Origin of the sequence: Streptomyces sp. M41(2017) (genome assembly GCF_002078175.1) — a bacterium.
Taxonomy (GTDB): domain Bacteria; phylum Actinomycetota; class Actinomycetes; order Streptomycetales; family Streptomycetaceae; genus Streptomyces.
In genome coordinates this window covers 2,389,206-2,409,245 of the sequence record NZ_MWFK01000001.1, presented here as the reverse complement: position 1 = coordinate 2,409,245, position 20,040 = coordinate 2,389,206, and the positions used below count along the sequence as shown (strand labels likewise).

General features: G+C 65.5%; 12 protein-coding genes and 1 pseudogene. 4 read left to right on the top strand and 9 right to left on the bottom strand.

What is annotated here, in order from left to right; translation table 11 throughout:
* Positions 1-503: 503 nt before the first annotated feature.
* The 4 genes from B0675_RS10565 to B0675_RS10550 all read right to left on the bottom strand — a co-directional run bounded on the left by B0675_RS10565 (position 504) and on the right by B0675_RS10550 (position 8,675).
* The gene (locus tag B0675_RS10565) at positions 504-3,800 is read right to left on the bottom strand and encodes a class I SAM-dependent DNA methyltransferase (protein WP_081218557.1); all 3,297 of its coding nucleotides are present in this window, start codon (positions 3,798-3,800) and stop codon (positions 504-506) included.
* Positions 3,801-4,007: 207 nt separating this feature from the next.
* Positions 4,008-4,664, bottom strand: a complete 657-nt coding sequence (locus B0675_RS10560) for a hypothetical protein (RefSeq protein WP_081218556.1) — start codon at positions 4,662-4,664, stop codon at positions 4,008-4,010.
* 5 nt (positions 4,665-4,669) lie between these two features.
* Positions 4,670-6,328 carry a DEAD/DEAH box helicase family protein gene (locus tag B0675_RS10555; protein ID WP_081218555.1) on the bottom strand — a complete coding sequence of 553 codons (1,659 nt, stop codon included), beginning with the start codon at positions 6,326-6,328 and terminating at the stop codon, positions 4,670-4,672.
* Positions 6,329-6,338: 10 nt separating this feature from the next.
* Entirely contained in the window at positions 6,339-8,675 is a 2,337-nt protein-coding gene (locus B0675_RS10550) for an ATP-binding protein (RefSeq protein WP_081218554.1), read from the bottom strand.
* Positions 8,676-8,913: 238 nt separating this feature from the next.
* On the opposite strand from B0675_RS10550, the gene B0675_RS10545 reads away from it, so the two are divergent.
* Positions 8,914-9,102 carry a hypothetical protein gene (locus tag B0675_RS10545; RefSeq protein WP_081218553.1) on the top strand — a complete coding sequence of 63 codons (189 nt, stop codon included), beginning with the start codon at positions 8,914-8,916 and terminating at the stop codon, positions 9,100-9,102.
* Here the strand turns inward: B0675_RS10545 and B0675_RS41745 are convergent, their stop codons facing one another.
* The 3 genes from B0675_RS41745 to B0675_RS40970 form a co-directional block, all read right to left on the bottom strand.
* Positions 9,103-9,531 carry a very short patch repair endonuclease gene (locus tag B0675_RS41745; RefSeq protein ID WP_081221710.1) on the bottom strand — a complete coding sequence of 143 codons (429 nt, stop codon included), beginning with the start codon at positions 9,529-9,531 and terminating at the stop codon, positions 9,103-9,105.
* A 350-nt stretch (positions 9,532-9,881) separates the two neighbouring features.
* Complete coding sequence (locus B0675_RS10535) at positions 9,882-11,186, bottom strand: DNA cytosine methyltransferase (protein ID WP_081218552.1); 1,305 nt, start codon at positions 11,184-11,186, stop codon at positions 9,882-9,884.
* Positions 11,187-11,741: 555 nt separating this feature from the next.
* Positions 11,742-11,975, bottom strand: coding sequence for a hypothetical protein (locus B0675_RS40970; RefSeq protein ID WP_143661059.1), 234 nt, complete (start codon positions 11,973-11,975; stop codon positions 11,742-11,744).
* Positions 11,976-12,175: 200 nt separating this feature from the next.
* On the opposite strand from B0675_RS40970, the gene B0675_RS10530 reads away from it, so the two are divergent.
* From B0675_RS10530 to B0675_RS10520, 3 genes and pseudogenes are all read left to right on the top strand, one after another.
* On the top strand, positions 12,176-14,632 hold the full coding sequence (locus B0675_RS10530) for a hypothetical protein (RefSeq protein WP_081218551.1): 2,457 nt from the start codon (positions 12,176-12,178) through the stop codon (positions 14,630-14,632).
* Between the two features lie 76 nt (positions 14,633-14,708).
* Positions 14,709-15,605 (top strand): transporter, encoded by an 897-nt coding sequence (locus B0675_RS10525; RefSeq protein ID WP_081218550.1) that lies wholly within the window; start codon positions 14,709-14,711, stop codon positions 15,603-15,605.
* Positions 15,577-17,019, top strand: a pseudogene (locus B0675_RS10520) (site-specific integrase); the annotation flags it as partial. The gene B0675_RS10525 and the pseudogene B0675_RS10520, both read left to right, overlap by 29 nt.
* Before the next feature lie 70 nt (positions 17,020-17,089).
* On the opposite strand, the gene B0675_RS10515 reads toward B0675_RS10520, so the two are convergent.
* Together B0675_RS10515 and B0675_RS10510 are read right to left on the bottom strand one after the other, a co-directional pair.
* Positions 17,090-18,775, bottom strand: a complete 1,686-nt coding sequence (locus B0675_RS10515) for a hypothetical protein (RefSeq protein ID WP_081218548.1) — start codon at positions 18,773-18,775, stop codon at positions 17,090-17,092.
* Positions 18,776-18,940: 165 nt separating this feature from the next.
* Positions 18,941-19,351, bottom strand: coding sequence for a hypothetical protein (locus B0675_RS10510; protein ID WP_241539748.1), 411 nt, complete (start codon positions 19,349-19,351; stop codon positions 18,941-18,943).
* Positions 19,352-20,040 lie beyond the last annotated feature (689 nt).

Here is a 20,040-nt window from a genome sequence, read left to right as displayed (position 1 = left end):
ATGAGAGCTATGTGCGTACTGCGCTTCTGACCTCGTAGCGTAGCACCGCTCGAATCGGCTTCGCGCCTCGTTCTCGCAGTAACTCCACTCGCCACAGCGGTTATTGACTGATTGTCAAGGCTCCTTCGCGGGCAAGACCAGGCACTGAACTCCCAGGTGACCGCGACGGTTTGCCGCTCTCGCCCGGGGTACGTGGCCTAACGCCTCTCCTACTGACTAGCGAGCCAGCAACGGCCCCGGACTACGCTGAGCGGCAGGATCTGACACGTAGTCCGCGTACCGTCCGATCACACCACGCCCGGATGCGCGCGCAGCCAGGTCGTCTAGGAGGCAGTCGCACAGCCGGGCAGGGCGTCGACGGGCTGGCGACATCCACCATCTGTGATCACGATGGCGCCTGTGTGCCCTCGCAAGGGCACGTGTCGGCGAACTCCCGGATACCGGCGGCGGGCAGCTCCAGCTCCCGGAGCACCGTGCCGGGGCCCTCCGCTACGGGACACTCTTCAGCTGTCGTCCCGGGGGAACTTGTGGTCCCTGCCGCAGCGCAGCGTGATGTCCCCGCTCATCTTGTCGAACTTGTGGAACAGGAACAGCTCCCGTGCGTCGCAGTCCTCGCAGACCTCGGCTCGTGCGACGGGCCACAACGACAACGGCTGCGGGGAGGAGGGGCCTTCCACGTAGATGCGGTCAGGGGCGAGGGTGTCGGGGTACGAGCGCTCGAAGGGCTCCCAGTCGGGATGGCTCCCTTGGAGACGTCGCCCGATCAGGGTGAATCCGCCGTTGCCTGTGTACGCGCAGGTGTCGACCAGCTCCCAGCGGAGGGCGGACAGCCAGCCCACCGATTCCAGGGCCGCAACGACCAGCGGCTGGAGAGCGTCTGCCTCCCGCTCCAGCTTGTGTTCCGGCTGCACCCTGCTCGCGTGACTGGAATCGTTCCGCATCCCGCGCAGTTCGCGCAGCGTTCCGAGCACCCCACCGGGGTCCAGGGCGCCTTCCAGCTCTGGAAGTTCGGGGACAGGCCCGGCTTTGACGAGGGCTTCGATCTGCTTCTCCCAGGTCCCGAAGGTCGCACCGCCCCGCGAGAGAGATCTGTTCCTACGAAGGGGGTCGACGTAGCCCTGGTCACGGTGGATCTGGACCGCGACGGCAAGCACCCCGACACAGCGCGCCACGCCTTCCGCGAGTTTCAGAAGAGCGTCCTTCCGGTGGGCCGGTGTCGTGGCGATGCGGTACTGCCGGGCCAGCGCCGCCACGTGGTACGGGTAGGTCCACTCGGCCCGTCGGACCGGGTCCCCGAGCGGCTGGACAAGTTCTTCGATGATGCGCGCCTCGTACGCGGAGGCCATGGCGGCACGGCGCATCTCGTCGAGGCCGGCCTGCAGGCCTTGGAACACGTTCGGAAGGATCCTTGAGGTCGTGACGGCGAGTGCCGCCTTGCCGTGGTCGAGGTCGTCCAGATGGGCGTTGAACTCAGGGTCCTTGATCAGCTCGACGGGTACAGGCGAGTTCATCGCCACGCGCGAGCGCGAGTAAGGGCCGTCCTCTTCGCTCGCCCGGGTCCGCATCCACTCGCACAGAGCTCGCCCGCTGTTGCCGATCGGACGCAACACGGTCAAAGCGGTCACGGCGTCCCCGAACTCCGCTGGCAGCAAACGCCAGTTAGATCCGAGTCCCACCACGTCACCGCCGGTGCAGACAGCCACTGCCTGCCCTGGCCGGGGAGCCTCCGTGAGTTCCGCCGCTGTCGGGATCGTCTGGAGGTTTCTGCCGCTCAGCAGGCGTAGGTCCGCCGGGGCTCGCCTGCCGGGTGAGACGGTTCCCACGCGCCGTGCCACCGTGGAAAGCGGCCCGAAGCCCGTACCAGGTCCGCCGGCCAGGAAGGGGGCCTGGGGCAGCGTGTAGCCGATGTCGACGCCGACCTGGTCGCGCAATATGTCCGGGTACTCGGGCGCGATCTCGCGCTCGATGAAATCGTCCACGTTCTGCCCCATAGGGACCCTCACCTTGTGCCGCAGCTCGGGATCCGGCAGTGGACGCCCGCGCTCGTCCTTCTGGGGCTCACCATCCGGAGCCGATACGGCCACGGCCTGCCGCACTCGGCGCGACAACACGCGCGGGAGGTCCACCGTCAGACCTACGTTCTTCAGCGCCGTGGAGAAGGCGCCCTCGAACGCGTCCCAGGTAGACCAGTTCTGCCCGCTCAGCGTGCGAAGAGCGCCCACCAGGGCAGGCATTCCGTCGAAACGTGCCGGTGTCCGCCAGGACTCGGCATCGGTGATGGTGGCGTCGTCCACCTCGAAGTGCTGCCGCAGCGGCCGCTCGACCGTGACTTCCTGGTAGCCGAGGTCATCGATGTCGAGCAGCAACGCCCCGCTCTCACCGTCAACTTCCTGCGTCTCCTCCGCACTACCGGCGTACGCGGTCTCGTAGTGCTCGGTGAGGCGGGCAATGTGTTGGCCGGTCAGGTACCGCCGTTTGCGGCCCAGCGTCCGTCGCAGGGTCGCGAAGTGTCCCCGGGCATCCAACGCGATGACTTTCCCACGCAGTCGGGGCGGCTTACGGTTGGACAGCAGCCACAGGCTCGCCGGGATACTGGTGTTGACGAACAGATCAGCGGGCAGGGCGACCACACCCTCCAGCAGGTCGTTCCGCAAGAGCCACTGCCGGAGCTTCGCCTCGTCCGATCCGGTACCGCCGCGGTTCAGCGCCAGGGCGGGGAACAAGAGGGCTGCCCGGGCACCGCCGTCGGCCGGCGGCCGCATATGGGCGACCATGTGCTGCACGAAGAGCCAGGAGCCGTCACTGACACGGGGCAATCCCGCCCCGAAGCGGCCGGCATGGCCCAACTCCTCAGCCTCGCGCTTAACTTCGTCGCGCGCCCGCCGCCACTCCACGCCCCACGGAGGGTTCGACAGCAGATAGTCGAACGTTTCGCCTCGGTACCTGTCGTCACTGAGGACGTTCCCGGACAAGATGCCCGTTCGACCCGCGCCTGCCATCATGCGTGCTGAACGGGCCGTGGCGCGACTTTCCGAGTTAATCTCCTGGCCGAAAAACGTCACCTCGGGGGGACTGTCCAGGCCACGCAGGAAGTCCTCGACGGCGGTGAACATGCCTCCGGTGCCGCAACACGGGTCATGGACCGCGATCGGCGCGCCCGCCGGGTCCAGCGTCGCCGCGTCTAGGCCGAGCAGCAGTGCGGCGGCCAGCTTGGTCACATCCCGGGGGCTCGTGTGCTCGCCCGACTCCTCCGGCGCCGTGTCAATGAGACGCCAAACCAGTTCCTCGTACGCCAGCCCCATCTCCTGGTCGGAGACGACATCAGGGTTCAGGTCGAATTCGGCGAACCGGGACACCACCCGGCGCAGCACACTCGCGCTTGCCAACCGCCTTACCGAATTGGCGAATTCAAACGCATCCAGTACTTCCACGACCTCGGCCGAGAACGCCTGTACAAAGCGCCCCAGCGCTTCGGCGAGCATCGACTCGGCGTCCGACGACGTCTCGTCAACCGCAGTGAGCAGGTCGCCGAGGCTGTCCGAGGTGTCCGGCGCGCCGCCGGTCCTGTCCGATCCCGCCGTCACCGCGGCCGAAGCGGTGTCGGCGAGACCGCTATCACCATCCCCAGCTGTCGCTTTCAGTCGCAGGTCCGACTCATACCGGCGCAAGCAGTCCATCCGGCGTAGCACGGTGAACGGGAGGATCACCCGTCGCTGCTGATTGGCTGTCATGCTGCCTCGCAGCAGATCCGCCACAGCCCAGCCGACATCCACAAGCGCGCGGTTTCCGTCTCCAGACACTCGCCCTCCTAGGCCCGGCGGCCACCCACCGGCCGGGCACAGATCATCGTCTCGCCCGGTATCCGAGTGCCGTGATCGACAGTACGGCGACAGCCCGAAGCTGACCGAGCTACTCAGAGGCGCCGAAGTCCTGTGCGAGCAGGCAATCGACGGGGTCAGGCGAGTGCCTGCCTGCGGTTGAGGTTACTGAAGGAGCGGACAGCGCACCTAGTCAATGAGGGTGGGTTGCGATGGACCATGGCCGCCACCCGCCGCTCCAAGGTAATCAGGGTTCGGGATCATCTCGCGGTGGAGGTATCGCAGGTCCGCGCCACAACGCTGAGCCACTCGTTCCTGGCGCGTACGCTCAGCCGTGGAGACGGTCTCACCGTTGCGGGTCGTGATGACGATCGCGGGCCGCTCCACCGAGTCGATGGCCTCATTCAACGCGGCCCAGACAAGGTCACGAAAGGTTCCGGCGCGGCCCCAGCAAACGTATCGAGTGGCGTCGCCAGCGATGGCGTAGCAGTGGTTCGGCTTCTCTCCAACCGAATCGGGTTTCATCACCCAGCCGCTGCCACATGCCGCACGGACGATTTCCTCGGGCCCCTGGAACCGGTTTACCGCGTAGCGGACGTAGGTCCCGATCCCTTCCTGCGCTCGGGCGTATTCCTTCATCGGGACATCCTTGATCCAGACCCTGGCGTCCTTCTCCGGCCCGTAGGAGAGCAGGACTCCACCGACCTTGGGATCCTCGATCCATCTCCGATACTGGTTCGTCTTCTCGGTGTTGCTCAAGAACTCCCAGTCCAGGTCATTGGCCTGTTGGTAGATCTCGATGAGGAGGCGTTCGCGAATGGGAGCAGGCAAGTGCTGCAAGGCCACGGTGATTACTCCTGGGGGGCGCGGGTGGCGGGGAACTGGAGTCGATGCTCGTCGTACGTGGTCTCAAGACTGGCCGCGTCCTTGATCCACTCATCCATGAGCGTGGCCACCTTCTGGTCGCTGAAGTCGATGTTCGACGGGGTGATCTTCGCCAGGGTCTCGACCTCACCATCCCCGTCAAGCGCACGCTTGAGCTTGAGTGCGGCAGCGATGCGGCGGAGGTCGCTTACGAAATCCAACACCGTGACTCGCTCCTTTCCCTCGCGCAGGCGGAGCCCTCGACCAAGCTGCTGAACGAAAATTCGGCGGGAGTGCGTGACTCGTGCGAAGCAGAGGATATTCACGTCCGGCACATCAACGCCCTCGTTGAGGATGTCGACCGCTGTGAGGATGGGTACCTCGCCGGCCCGGAAGGCGAGCAGCCGGTTCTGCCGTTCCCTCTTGACGAGTCCCGCATGGAGAGCGAGGGCACCTGACCAAAGGGGGGTGCGCCGCAGCATGTCAGCGAGCCGCTCGGCGTGTTCGATGGTGCGGCAGAAGACAATGGCCCGGGGATTGGCCGTGGTGGCCCATGCTGTAGCCAACTCGTCGCGGATTGCTTCGTCTCTCTGCGGCAGGAAGAGCTTCGCGTTGAGTTCGGCCAGTCCGTATGAGTGGTCGCTGGCCTCGCGGACGATGTCCCAGTCGATGTCGTCGACGAACAGGCGGTAGTCGACCTGGGCTAGGTAGCCGCGCCGCATTCCCTCCTCGATCCCCAGGCTGAAGCTGGGGGCGCCGAGCTGATGGGTGATGTCGTGCTTATCACCACGCCACGGGGTCGCGGTGACGCCCAGGTGGCGAGCCGAACTGAGGAGCTCCAACAGCTCGTCGTACTGGCCTTCTTCGCCCACGTGATGGGCTTCGTCGATCATGACGAGCCCCGGACGGTATCCAAATCGTGCGGCGGACAGCGCCGAGCCGACCGTCGCGCAGGTAAGACCAGAGAGGTCATCAGGACGAGTGTCGCCCGTGAGGAGCCGTGTTGGAACGTCTTTGGGAAGGTGTCGCCAGAGCGCCCGCTCTAGTTGCTGGACGAGGTCTTTGGCGTGTGCGACAACCAGGACCTGGTCCTGGGGAGCGCGTCGCAGATGCGTCGCGATCACCTCGCCTCCGACGACCGTTTTACCCAGGCCCGTGGCCAGCACGAGCAGTGCACGACCAGAGGCATCGAGATCGGTGGTCAACGCCTGGAGTGCCTCAGCCTGATAAGGCCGAGGCGTCACTCGTCCGAAGCGAGGCGGTACCCGGTCGAAACTAGTCGTTAGGTCTGTTCCGCCCCACAAGAGGATTCCAGGACCTAGGCGTGCCAGATTCGCCACGCGCTGCCGAGCGCCAGGGCTGAAGCGAGTGTTGGTGACGACGACCGCCTTGTGAGCGCGATAGTGATCCCGGGCGCGGGCGACCTCGTCCACCGCGTCGGCTCCTACGGCTCCGCGTCGCTTCCACTTGCACTGGACCACCCAAGTCTCGCCCTTGCGGAGGGCAAGAATGTCACCGCCCTCGTCGCCGGAGCCGTCGATGTTGGACACATCGGAAAAGCCCAGATGCCACAGCAGGCGCTCGATACGACGCGGAAACTGCAGTGGTCCGGAGTCCAGCAGGGAGGCGGCGTCGAGGAATTGCATTCCGCTCTCCCTACGTGTTGTCAGCGAGGTCGCGCGCGATGAGGCGGCAGCTGATCCTGATCCGGGCCAACTCCTCGACGTCGAGGCGTGGGCGGTGCTGTTCCAGCAGCGCGAGATCCCCCAGAGGGTTAAGCAGTCGCTCTACGACGAGCTCTCGTGCCCCGGGATCGCTTAGAGCGATGTACCCGCGCTTGAAGACGCACCCATCGAGGAAGGTCTCCGGGGAGTCCTGGATGATGCGGATGACGGCGCTGGCCGGGACATAGCGGATGAATTCACCATTGGAGATCGCGTCGTTCCAAGGGGATGCTCCACCGGCCTCGACCGCGAACCGGCGTTCGGCGTCGGCTCGTTCGTCCTTCGTGAGCAGCAGCCAGTGCACCGCAGGATTCGCCGAAACGGGCGCCACCATAGCGATACGCACCTGTTCGAGAAGTCGCTCGGATTCCTCCGCCGTCGCCGCCGGCGTCAGCCTGGGGCTAGAGGTATGGGTCTTGAGCTGCGCGACGATCTCGCTCAGGGGCATCGCCACGTTGTTCGCCCGCACTCGCATAAACTCCGCAACCTCGATGAGTGCCAAGTCACGTATATCCGTCCCGTATTCACGGAAAAGCGAGTGACCGGTATCGACGAATACCTCCAACTGCGGCGCTCGGACCATCGAGACGATCACAGGCGCGGGCCGTCCGTCTTTGGTGACCAAATGCTGGCCGCTGACCGCCCAAGCCATCAGGTCCACGCGGCCCAGGTCTTCAAGGTAGTACGGGCCCGTCAGGTCGACGATGGGGTCGGCGTGATCTCGGTATCGCTGGAGCCGCTGGTCCAACGTCTCCACCGGTGCGGCTTCGTCCTCAGGCGGCTCTTGGCCCGTCGTGGTCGTGTCGGGCTCCGCCCCGCCTTCAGTCTCGTCATCCGGATCAAGGAAACCAGCGCCGAGCCCGGGGAGGATGTCGTCATTCCCCGGTTCCGGATCCGCGGCTATCGGGTTGTCGTGCTGGTAGGCCGCGCGGTACCACACCTCGTCGGTCTGGTACTCGGCGGATCCCTTCCGCATTAGCGCGGCCCATTTAGCGGCCGTCTCGTGGAGAGCGTTGCGTCCGTCACCAGGGATCAGATAGTTGAGCCCCGGGTCTTGGCGGCGGAAGCCCGCGTAGAGCAAGGCAAGGGGGCTGCGGTTCTCCGGCAGCCCGAGGTTCTTCGCGATCTTTGGACGCAGGGGGCTTGTTCCCCGGACCTCACGCAGGATTTGCCGCCATTCGGCGGTCTCGAACTCAAACGCGGTCTTTTGATAGTTCGGAGCGACATGATCGCAGTGGATCTCACCGACAATCCGGCCCATCTTCACGACTCCGGAGTCGATGGGGTACTCAGGATCCGCCTCGGCGAGACCATCCTCGTCTTCCCAGTAGAAGACCCGCTTGTCCTTGAGGAGGATCTTTCGTCCGTTGCGAAGGAAGTCCAGCCCGTAGTCGGTACGGTGGACGTACCGCTGGATCCCGATCCAACCCCAGATCCTGCGCTCCCTCAGTTCCAAGCGGTCCTGCCCGCATTCCTCACATCGCTCAGCGTCGGCGGAGCTCCAATACCCGCAAGCCATGCAGGCGTTTTTGGGGCTCAGCTCGCGATCGATCTCCTGGACCGCATGGATCTCCACACCCTGGCGCGTGACAGTCCGCTTCTCGTCCCAGACGCAGGGCAGGCGCGGCCTTACTTTCTTGCCATTGAGAGTGAGCAGGAAGCCTTTCTCCGACAATAGGTAGCTGTAGACGTCTCCGAGCTTCTCCCGGATCACGTTCTGCGTCTGCGGGCGACAGAGCGTGGCGTACTGCTCCTGCTTCAAGTCGCTGATGGTGACCGTAGTGCCATGTTCTTCACGATTAGTTTTGGGCACCGTGCGGTATGGCGCCTGGTACTTGGAGGAGTTGGCGATCTGCACTAGGTCCAGGGTCACCTCGACCCAGTCCGGGTCACCCGCCCGACTAGTACGCACTGTGGTACGCCGACCGAGTCGCGCCGTGCTGATGTTGAAACCCATGCCGAACAGGCCTAGGGAACCGTGTCGGCCATTGCTCGTCCAGCCCGCGCTGATGGCGTTGGTGACAGCCTCCAGGCTCATGCCCCGGCCATTGTCCTGCACCGTGATCTCAGCCGTCGCGCGCCTCGAGTTCGCCGGAGGGAGCGAGACCGCGACCGAGGGTCGGTCCACCGTCGCACCGGCCGCCTGGAACTCGTCGAACGAGTTGTCGATCAACTCTGCCAGGCACTGCCAGTGCGAGAACTCGATGTCGCCGAGCACACCCAAGATCCGCGGGTGTGGGGTGACATTGATGTACTGGTCCTCGGTCACGGCCGGCCCCCGTCTTCGTCGTGATCACATGCCTGGCAAGCGGGACGTGAAGATCGCCCACCAGCGTCAAGCTGCCCACCGCCGGCCCGGGTCAGGCACGCTCCTGGAGCATCCATCAGCATGCCGTCAACCCTAATGGGCGCCACCGACACCTGCGGGACAAAGATCTCGAAACCCCTGGTGATGCCGCCCCGCTCCGAGGAGTGCCTCTGAACCTCACGCGTGCGAGACTCGCCTCATGATCCGGGAACCCGCGCAAGTCACCATCGATGCGAGCGGCCGGGTGCAGATCCCCTTGGGGATTCTCGCCGAGGCAGGTCTCGATACGGAGAGTCCCATCCTCGCGTACAGCGATGGTGATGGCCGTATCGTTCTGCGCAGGTTGAACGACGCCATCGATGACCTACTGCTCGGTGAGGAGCTGTAACTACGCCGCGCCGGTCACGCCTCGGACCGCTGAGATAACCCGCCGGGCCACGTCCTCCGGCGCCTCGTGTTCCCACGCCCTGATGACCGTCCAGCCCGCTTCCTCCAGGATCCGGTTGGTCTCAGCGTCCCGCCGCTGGTTGTCGGCGAACTTCTCCCTCCAGAAGCCCGTGTTCTTGGTCGCTGGTCGGTGATGTTCCGGACAGACGTGCCAAAAGCAGCCGTCGACGAAGACCGCTACTCGCGCCTTCGGGAACAGCACATCAACGCTCCGCCGGAGGCCCTGGACCGGCAGTGCGTGGACCCGGTAGCGGAGCCCTTCCTTGAAGAGAAGCGACCGGAGGGCTTTCTCAGGCTTCGTGTCCTTACCACGGTTGCCCCTCATGGAGGCACGGACCGCAGGAGTCGAGGCTGTCGAGTTGTCGGGCAAGGTCTCCTCCCTCAAGAGGCCCTTATCCCAGGCCAGGCGCCAGCCCTGAGCAAGGTTGGCCGCACGAGTGTCATGTTCGACCTCGCCCAGGTAGCGCTCCGGGGACTTCCGTCCATCGCCCCAACGCAGTACCGCGCGGATACGCCGAGTGTTGGGCAGAATCCTCAACGAGACCGAGGCGTAAGCCACGCGGCCGTCACCCAGGTCAACTAGACGCCGATGGTGACCGCCAGCCGCTTTGTCCTGCTCAGCGGATAGAGCTTTCCGAGTCCGTCCCGCCCGTCCCTTCCAGGCACGGTCTGGGGGCAACTTGTCATTCCACCGGTTCTGATGCGGTTTGGGCGCATCGCTCACGGCCTTGGCCCCTGCGCCGTATCGAGGGCCTTCGCTACCGCATCGGCGAATACCGCACCTAGCTTCACCGGGACCGCGTTGCCCAGTTGCCGCATCTTCTCCCCACGAGGGCCTTCGAGCTTCCAATCATCAGGGAATGTCATGACGCGGGCGGTCTCACGCACGGTCATGTACCTGTGCTTATAAGTGGTGCCTCCTGGGGTTTCCAGTTCATCGGTCAGCATGACCGACTCGCCACCAGGAACACCATGCACGCCGGCCTTCACAGTTTTGGCCGGACGATCCAGCTCATTAGGCGTGTGGCCCTTGTAGATCCGAGCGTCGGGCCATCCGATGTGGTCGGTGAAACCCCCGGCGCGATACTCACGGCGGTCCAGCCTGTCCCAGGGGATCTTCGGCAAGGGCTTCCCCTCGTTCTCATCGATGCCGGCGATGGCGTCTCGGAAGGTGCGCCAGGGCTTCTTCGATCCGTCCGAATCAAGTGGAACGCCATTGGGGATCCTGGCCATGGCCCGGGCACGCACATGCGGGTCGACGTCGTGACGCCTCCAATAGGAGCCGTTGAGCATGGACCGGTGCAACGCCTCCTCCGAGTACTGGGGAAGCACGTCCTCCTCGAACTGGTCGACGTCGACCCCGAGGTCCTCCCGAAAGGCGACGATGATGATGCGGTGCCTGATCTGAGGGACCCCGTAATCAGCGGCGTTCACGCGCGTCATCACCACCTTGTAGCGCTCGGACGGGTCGCTGGCAGGCTTGCCCCCAGCATCGATGAGGGTCTGGTCGTGCTCCTGCCAGGTGGCCTCCGGGTCGCGCAGCTCGAACGGCATCTCCATCTCGCGCAAGATGTAGTCGAGGTAGGGCTTGAACGATGGCCTGAGTAGTCCGACAACGTTTTCGCAGAGGACGGCCTTGGGGCGAATCTGGCGCATCGCCTTGAACATCTGCGGGAACATGTTGCGTTTGTCCTCGTCCCCCTTGGCGATCCCACCCAGGCTGAACGGTTGGCACGGCGGGCCGCCGGCGAGCACGTCCACACGACCGAGCAGATAGCTCATATCCAGGTCCTGGACGTCCCCCGCCACCAGAGGCCACGGCTCCCCGGGCTCAGGGATGCGCTCCTCGTCCCCTCGAAGCTTGGCCCCGTTCGCCTCCAGGGTCTGACACGCCCGCGGGGCGAACTCGTTGAACAGCAATGGCCGGAAGCCCGCCCCGTGGACCGCCATCGCCAGGCCGCCCGCGCCCGCGAACAGCTCGACCCCGGTGCGATCCCGCTTTGGCTCTTCTTGCAGTTCAGACATTGCGAAAGCATACCGCGGAAATTGTGAGTCGCGTGACGGTTTTAGAGAAAGTTCACCTCATTCCCACGACTGGCCGAAGCTGGTTCGACCTACGATCCCAAGCCGTTATCGTCGACCCTCGTGGGGCCGTGGACCAGAGGTCGGACCCTCGGACCTGAGCCCCAGCGGCATCCGCGAGGAGCGCGCCCAGGTCGGCAAGGGAAAACGAGCCCCGCCGGCTCACGTACCTCCAGGCCCCGTCGCGCGACCCGCTCACTGGGATCATCCGCGGGTCGCTCCAGGCCCGGCCTCCCGTCGCACATGGCCAAGGTCACAAGAAGCGCCACACGCCAACCGCAGTCGGCGGACCGTTCCGATCGGATTTAGGCCTCCGGGACCCAACGCGCCGCCTGGGGTCGGAGTCTGTCGCACACCAGTCCAACGTGTCGGCCCACGTCGGCCCCGGAACGAGGGAGTACGCGCGGCAGTCTGGCGGCCGTTCTCGTGTAAGACCCCGACCGGAGCCGATGCCACCGGTGTGCAGCGGCCCCGCCCCCTCTATACATACGGAGCCGTTCACGACCGCGGCGGCCTGCCACGCCAGGCCGCGAACAGGCCCAGCCCGACACTGGTGACCGCGGTGAACGCCTCAGGGCCGGCCAGCATGAAGACGCCCGTCACGAGCGTGATCAGGATCAACAACGCGACCAGGTCAAGTACGCGATCACGCGTCGGTGCCTCCGGTACCGGTCCGGGCGTGGGGACGACCTGAGGAACAGTGGGCGAGTTGGGCTCTTCGATTTCATCCATGCGCCCAGCACACCAGCCTTATCCGGCATGCCTCTTACGGCACGAACAGACCCGGAGAAGCCCGATCTTCGCAGGCCATCGCCGTACCGGGCGGCTCTCCGGACGAACACCCACTCCGTATGGTGGTGTTCGGCGGAATTCGGTGATGTTCGGCAACCAGCGTCGTAGGCTGAGTCCCACAGACCATCGGGGGGACGTACGTGGCGCATGAGGACGTCTCCGAGGCCGCTTATCAGCGAGAACTCGCGGACTTCGCCTCCAGGCTCCGGAAGCTGCGGATCGAATGCGGCGAACCCTCCCTAAGCGATATCAGCGGTAACGCACCCCCTGGACAGTCACTCTCATCCTCCGCGATCAGCGAGATCCTCAACGGGAAGCGCTTGCCGAGTGTCAACTTCCTGATTGCCCTCGTCCGGTCGCTACTCAGCCTCGCGAACGACGACCGGTCCCCCGTGGGCCGGAATGATCCAAGGGTTGAGCCCTGGCGTACGGGCCGGGCCCGGCTCGCGAACCTACGTGACGAGGCCCGCCACGCGCCGACCGCGCCCGAGTCCGTTCAGCAGCCAGTCGTGGATGGCGCGTGGCGGCCCTCAGCACAGGTCCACGAAACGTCGTCACCGCCGACGAACCCGCCCGCGCCGATCGAGAATCACCAGCCCCTAAGGTTCCGTCACACACCACCGGTCCTACCCCACTCCGGCTTCGTGTGGTCAGTGGCGTTCTCCCCGGACGGCAACCTGATGGCCACCGGCAGCGCCGCCGGGATCGTGATGCTCTGGGATCCAGCCACCCGTCAAGCGGTCGGCAAGCCGCTGACCGGTCACACCACGACCGTAAGGTCCGTCGCGTTCTCTCCGGACGGCGGTCTACTGGCCACCGCCAGCGACGATGGCAGGGTCCGTCTCTGGGACCCGACCACCCATGAAGAGGTCATAGCGCTCCCGACCAAGAAACAGAAAGGTGTCATGGCCGTCGCGTTCTCCCCCGACGGCGCTTTGCTGGCCACCGCCAGCTACGACCGCACGGTATGTCGCTGGGACCGGTACACCTATGAAGCGGTCGGCGAGCCATTGACCGGCCATGCCCGCGCCCTCACGGCCGTCACGTTCTCCCCCGTCGGCGCCTTACTGGCCACCGCCAGCTTCGACGGATTGGTGCGTCTTTGGGACCCCGCTACTCGCCAAGCTGTCGGTAAGCCCTTGATCGGCCATGACGGCCCCGTCAGATCGGTAGCGTTCTCCCCCAGCGGCGGCCTGCTCGCCTCCGCCAGCGACGATGGCACGGTGCGTCTCTGGGACCCGACCACCCGCCGGCCTGTCGGAACGCCACTGACCGGGCACACCGGCGCCGCCACAGCCGTCACCTTCTCCCCCGGCGGCGGCCTGCTCGCCACCGCCGCCGCCGACGGTACGGTGCGTCTCTGGGACCCGACCACCCGCCGGCCTGTCGGAACGCCACTGACCAGCCACACCGGCGCCGCCACAGCCGTCACCTTCTCCCCCAGCGGCGGCCTGCTCGCCACCGCTGGCTACGATCAAACGGTGCGGCTATGCGAAGCCGAGGACAACCAACCAGCGCCTTCCTCGGCACAGCGTGCACGATATGAAGATGACTCGCCCGAGAACCTGATCGCCCAGAATGACCAACTACGCACCCATGTAAACCTCTTGACCGCACGGGGCCTCGCCAGTCGCAGCGTCCTCACCGCGCTCACGAACGGCGAGGGCATCTCTCTAGCTCCCCTGATCGGGCACCGGGACGCGGTCTGGTCGGTGGTGTTCTCGCCTGACGGAACCCAACTCGCTACGGCGAGCGCTGACGATACGGTGCGCTTCTGGGATCCCGCCAACCGGCAGCCGGTCGGCAGGCATCTGACCAGTCACCGAGACTCCGTGAGGGTGGTGGCTTTCTCCCCTGACGGCACCCTGATCGCCACAGCGGACGAGGGTGGTTCGGTACGCCTGTGGGACGCGGCTACCCGAGTACCGGCGTCGGGCAGCCCCTTGGCCTCCCACCTCGGCCCCATCACGTCGATGGCCTTCTCGCCCACCGGGACCCTGCTCGCCGTCGCCAATGATGGTGCTGCCGTACGGCTGTGGGTGCCTGCCACCCAACAACCCGCCGGTGTCCCGCTGACCGGCCATCACGGGGTCGTCACTGGGATCGCGTTCTCCCCCGACGGGAGTCTGATCGCCACCGCCACGGATGCAGGCACAGTATCTCTGTGGGACGCCACCAGCCGTGAGCCAACTGGCGAACTCCTAGATGGTCACAGAGGCTCCGTGAGCTCCGTCGCGTTCTCCCCCGACGGCAGTCTGATCGCTACCACTGGCGACGATCACTCGATTCAGCTGTGGGACGCGGCAACGTACCAGCCCGATGGAAAGCCCCTCACCGGCCATAGCGACGCCGTCGCGGCCCTGGTTTTCTCTCCCGACGGCGGTCTGATCGCTACAGCCAGCAAGGATCACAGCGTGCGTCTGTGGAATCCGACCACCCATCAGCCGGTCGGCGAACCCCTCACCGGCCACCACGACGCCGTGACGGCGGTCGCCTTCTCGCCGGATAGCACCGTGCTCGCCACCGCCAGCATCGACCGCACCGTTCGGCTGTGGGTGCCTCCGGCGGCGAGCGGTCCCCCCGGGCAACAAGGCTGATCCGACTGGAACCGGAATAAATGCTTCCTGGCGCCCATTGTTCCTTCCCGGCGATCAAGTTGGGGTGGGGAGGCTCATGAGCAATCTGAAGGTCTTCAGGGTGAGAGGCGGGCAGGCTACTGAGGTCTCTGGAGCGGCCGTGCGGGTGGAGGTCGAGCTGCAGCGGCTGATCGAGGCCAACATGGAGGCCATGCTTGGCGTCCGCTGCCTCGCGACCGAGTACCGCACCGGCCATCACGGAGGCCGGATCGACTCCCTCGGGCTGGACGAGAACGGCACGCCCGTCATCGTCGAGTACAAGCGAAACCGCGACCAGAACGTCATCAGCCAGGGGCTTTCATACCTGTGGTGGCTACACGACCATCACCACGAGTTCGAAGGTCTGACCCGGGAGAAGCTCGGCGACCAGGCTGCCGCGGACATCGACTGGAGCGCTCCACGGATCGTCTGCGTCGCTGGCGCCTTCACCCGCCACGACACAGTGGCTGTGGAGATGATCGGCCACCGGATCGACCTGGTGACGTACCGGGTCTTCGAGGATGTACTCACGCTGCAGCTCATCGCTTCGGCCGGCGGCAGCCGCACCTCCGCGCGAGGCAGAGCGTCGGGATCGCCCAGTGCGGCGTCTGCTTCGCCGAAGTCGGTCCAGCAGTTTCTCGATGAGTCACCCGACGATCTCAAGGAGCTGTACGCGGGACTCGACGAGCTGCTGATATCCCACCGGGATGTATTCAAGGAGCCCCAGCTCCTCTACGTCGCCTACCGGCGGATCGTGAACGTGGCCACAGTGCGCGTGCAGCCACGCAACCGCCTACTCGTGGTCAATCTGAGGCTGAATCCGGAAACGGTCGAGCTCAAGGAGGGCTTCTCCCGGGACATGCGCGGCCTCGGGGCCCTCGGAATCCGTCACGGTGTCGAGGTACGGATCGGCTCGCGCGAACAGCGGCTTCGAATCATCGACCGCAGCCGCTGAGGCGCTGAGCAAGGTCCGCGCTCTGATGTCGATACCGGAAGAAGACGACCCAGCTGGACAGCTCGCGATCAGTGACCTGCTGGAGGCCTGCGGCAAGACCAAGGAGCCCCTGCCCGACTATGACGAGACCCGTCGTCGGTTCAAGGTCGGCGAGGTGCTCAACTCCAAGACGACCGTGGGCGAGTGGCTCGAGGAGTGGCTCGAAGGCCGCAAGCGCCTTCGGCCTACGGGGATCAAGCGGTACGCGGTGGATATCCGCGTCCACCTCAAACCGCACCTTGGCGAGATCCGCCTCGACAAGCTGCGGGTCGGCCACATCAACAAGATGTTCGACGCCATCAACGAGGCGAACATCGAGGTTGGGGAGCAGAATACCCAGCGGCGTGCCGCCCTCAAAGAGTTGAAGGCCATCCCGCGGAAGGGCGCGGAGAACCGCGCCCGCCGTAAATGGCTTCAAGCGGCTATCGACGAGATGCCGCCCTTCCGTCGCACCACCGGCCTCAACACCCAACCAAACATCAAGGCCACACTCCGCGCCGCTCTGAACGTCGCCATCGCACAGCAGCGGATGCCGAGCTTTAACCCGGCCGAGCACGTCGAGCTACTACCGGGAACGAAGCCGAAGGCACTCATCTGGACCGACGAGCGGGTTGCCCACTGGCGGGCGACCGGCGAGAAGCCCTCCCCTGTCATGGTCTGGACGCTGGAGCAGACCGGCCACTTCCTCGATCACATCGAGGGTGAGCGCCTGGAGATCATGTGGCGGTTGGTCGCGTTCCGGGGGTTGCGCCGGGGCGAGGGATGCGGCCCGCGCTGGATCGATCACGACTACGAGAACGCCTCACTCACCGTGGCCACCCAGCTCGTCCAAGACGGCTGGGAGGTCATCGAAGGCGCACCCAAGACCAACAGCGGCATCCGGGTCATCGCTCTTGACGAGGAGACCAACGAAGGCCTCAAGGTGCACCGCGAGCGCCAGGACCAGGAGCGCCACAAGTGGGGCACAGCCTGGAAGCTGACCGGTCGTATCTTCACCGAGGAGGACGGCTCCTGGCTCCACCCCGGCAAGGTCTCGGACCTGTTCGAGCGCCTGGTGGCCGAGGCCAGACTGCCGCCGATCCGACTGCACGACCTCCGCCACGGCGCCGCGACCCTCATGCTCGCGGCGGGCGTAGACATCAAGGTCGTCTCAGAAACCCTCGGCCACAGCGACACCCGCATCACCCGGGACATCTACCAGGCCGTCCTCGACGACCTCGCACGTGCCGCCGCCGAGGCCGTCGTCAAACTTGTGCCTCGAGCCCGTAAGCGGCCTCTGTCGATCTCCGCCGGAGCTGATCGATCAGCACGCTTGGCGCAGCCCACCTCCGATAACTGCCGGCACCACGTCGATGGCCGAGCCCAGACGGCATGACGACACGTCCTTAACGGAGGCCGGTCAGCATGTGTCTGACCGGCCTTGCTGGCGCGGGTCGAGTCGCTGACTAGTTGGTCTTCGTGTTGGTCAGATGAGGCCCGATGTAGCCCACGATCATCTGCCCGGTGACGCCCTTCGTATCGTCCACGAAGTAGACCCTCGGCGAGGTACTGCCCTTGGAATCGAGCTTCAGGTGAGCCTGCATCTCCTTGCGTCCCGAGGAGTCCACCTCCTGAGGAACAGCGAAAATCCGTTCTGCGCCCCACTTGTTCATCGTCGTCTCGGACTCGGCCGTGGCCAACTGCTTGAGCGGCCAGTTCACCGCACCGGGGCGGCCGGACGTGCAGTACTGGTAGAAGCCACCGTTGAAACCATCCCGGGCCGCCTGCACGTAGGAGTCCAGCGCCCGCAGGGCGTTCCATGCCTTCGCCGCCCACACGCGAGCCCGCTCCGCCTCGTCGAGTTCCAGGGCTCTACTCTTGTCCGCCGTGATCAGGATCCCCTCGAACGTACCCAACCGCTCCCACAGTTCTTCGAACGAGTCCGGCATCCCCGCGGGCTGCTCGACGACGACGGTGTCCTCATAGCGGCCTGCGTCACGAAGCCGACGTCGCAGCACGTCCCCCTCGGCCCGTGCCCGCTCCACGTCGTCCAGCGCACGCAGAGCCTCTTCCATGTCCCCGTCCGCCCGTTCGACGGCTATGTGGAGTTGCTCCTCCATGGAGGCCACGGTCCGCGACGACAACTCGGACGTAAGTGCCGCTTCCTTGAGCTCTTCGTCCGCTTGGGCCAGCAGCGCCTTAAGCTCCTCGACGTCCTTGCGCATCACTGCCAGCTCGTCGGATGGCCGCACGGCTGCCAGAGCAGCCTGCCGTTCCTCGCGGTGGCGCTGGCCTGCGTCGTTCGGGAACGAGAGGGTACGCAGGGCCTCCGGCAGTGGGGCCTCGGTGGAGAGCCGCTCGACAGTACGGGCTAGGCCGTACCAGGCCCGATCCTGGGGATCGCTCATCCGGGCCATAGTCAGGAACCGATGGCGTGAGGCGTCCTTCGGCCATGCCGGATCGACGTCGGTCAGGAACGTCCGCACCGCACCGGGGGCGACACGGTGATACTCGCCGATCGCATCGCGGAAGGCATCGACGGCCTCGGTGTCCGCGAGCAGATACAGCGATGCCGCGCCGGCGCACCGCGGCATCGCTTTACCCAGGCGCTGCGACCACAGCGGGTTGGCACGGAGCGGCCGGGCCGCCACAATCACGGGCATGCGCCGCGTGGGGTCGCAGAGCACGTCAATCAGGGTGTCGACTTGCTCAGCACTCACGCTCTGGGCATCGAGGGTCAGTGGTGCCGGGCCGTCAATGGGCTTCAGATCCCGGACCAAGTCCCGAACTAGGCCCGGTCGGCCGGGAGTCAGCGGCGTATCGACGTTGGGGAAGACCTCCAGACCGACCGAGAGCAGTGCGGAGGAGTCTGCGAACGCGACGGCGGTGATAGTGGTGCGCCATGTGGCCTCGGGCTTGTCCTCGCGCAGCTGAAGACGTATCGCGTGCTCCGCGCCATCGGCGAGGTAGGCCGCCTGGTTGGTCAGCACCGACACCTCGTCAAGGTGGTGATGACCAGAGGTGAAGGGGGCGGTGCCGAACTTGCCGGTCAGCCATCGAGCGCTGATCCGGCGGACATCCTGAAAGGGGTTCTCAGCGTGGGGAACGGTAAGGATCGTTCTGTGCGCGAGCGGGGTGCTGCTGAGGTTCATGACGGCCTTCAGTTCTTCCCGACGGGGGTACTGATGGATACCTGATCAGGGCCGATCACGGCTTACGCCGACGAAACGCGTCACCGACACCGATCGGGTATGACCTTGAGTGGCCAGTTGGACGGGCCTGCTCGACAGGCGGGGTCACCTAGCTCCGCAGTGCACCTACTCGCGAACCAACTCGCGGATTTGCGCAAGCTTCTGTTCGGGCGTCATTGCGTCGGGGCGACCAGCAGCCAACCCATCCAAGGCGCCTCGGACGTCGTGTTGGTCCGGATGGAGCACGGCGTCGATCACCTGCGCACGCGGACTGCCGTCCCTGTCGTAGATCCACACCGCCTGCCACTGCCGGGGCTCGATGTTGTGGTGGGGGTCGAGCATGTCGGGCGGGAAGTATCCAAGCTTGGCCTTACCCAGGGCCTCCGCCACTTCAACGAGGACCCACTTCCCCAGCTTCTTGTATCCGAGCTCTTCGCGGAGATCTCCGAGGGTGACCTCGATCAGTCCGCCCTCCTGGCGGCACCGCTCCCCGATGCTGTCGTCCTCCTGCGAAGCCATCTTCTTCTCACTTTCCACGTAACCTATTCAGGACGCCCGCACATAACATTGCCATCACAACGAACATCATGTCAATGGCCACTCAAATAAAATATGGTGCCGGTGACCCATAAGATCCGATGGGTTCGCCAGTCGAGATGAATCGGATCGCCGACTCCCTCCCCTGGGCAAGGTCACACCCCCCGCCCGCCACGCCACCGCTGGCACCTCATTCCGACATCTCCAGCGAATGACGATGGCCACTCGCCGGGTGGTGTAGCCGATCAAGGCGCCGGAGTCCGCAGGTCGGAGACGGTGGCTCCGGCAGACCGGGTGACCAACTCGCGCCAGCAGGGCGCCTCGTGGACCGCACGACTCCGGAGACCGTCAGGGCCCTCGTACCGGGAACGCGTAACGCTTGATCCCCTACACCGCGACACGGTCACGACACGGGACACAACCCGAATGACACCGCCCCAATACCGCAGAGGGCTCCGGCACCCGGCCAGAGCCCTACACCATTCAAGACCCGAGCCCGACTACTTGGCGGGAGCACACCTGCTCGAGGTCGGCAACGACACGCCCCATGCCTTGTTGGCCCCCCACAACAACGCTGACAGCGGACAGCAACTGGGCACGTCATTGAGTGGCCACCCCTCTGCACACTCGCCGCGCACGTGGCCACCCCTTGGCCACTTCCGCTCACGCAGCCCTCTGGGCCTCCTCGC

Coding starts and splice junctions, on each gene's coding strand:
- B0675_RS10515 (WP_081218548.1), bottom strand. CDS start 18,775: ATGAACCTCAGCAGCACCCCGCTCGCGCACAGAACGATCCTTACCGTT.
- B0675_RS10525 (WP_081218550.1), top strand. CDS start 14,709: ATGAGCAATCTGAAGGTCTTCAGGGTGAGAGGCGGGCAGGCTACTGAG.
- B0675_RS10555 (WP_081218555.1), bottom strand. CDS start 6,328: ATGCAATTCCTCGACGCCGCCTCCCTGCTGGACTCCGGACCACTGCAG.
- B0675_RS10535 (WP_081218552.1), bottom strand. CDS start 11,186: ATGTCTGAACTGCAAGAAGAGCCAAAGCGGGATCGCACCGGGGTCGAG.
- B0675_RS10545 (WP_081218553.1), top strand. CDS start 8,914: ATGATCCGGGAACCCGCGCAAGTCACCATCGATGCGAGCGGCCGGGTG.
- B0675_RS40970 (WP_143661059.1), bottom strand. CDS start 11,975: ATGGATGAAATCGAAGAGCCCAACTCGCCCACTGTTCCTCAGGTCGTC.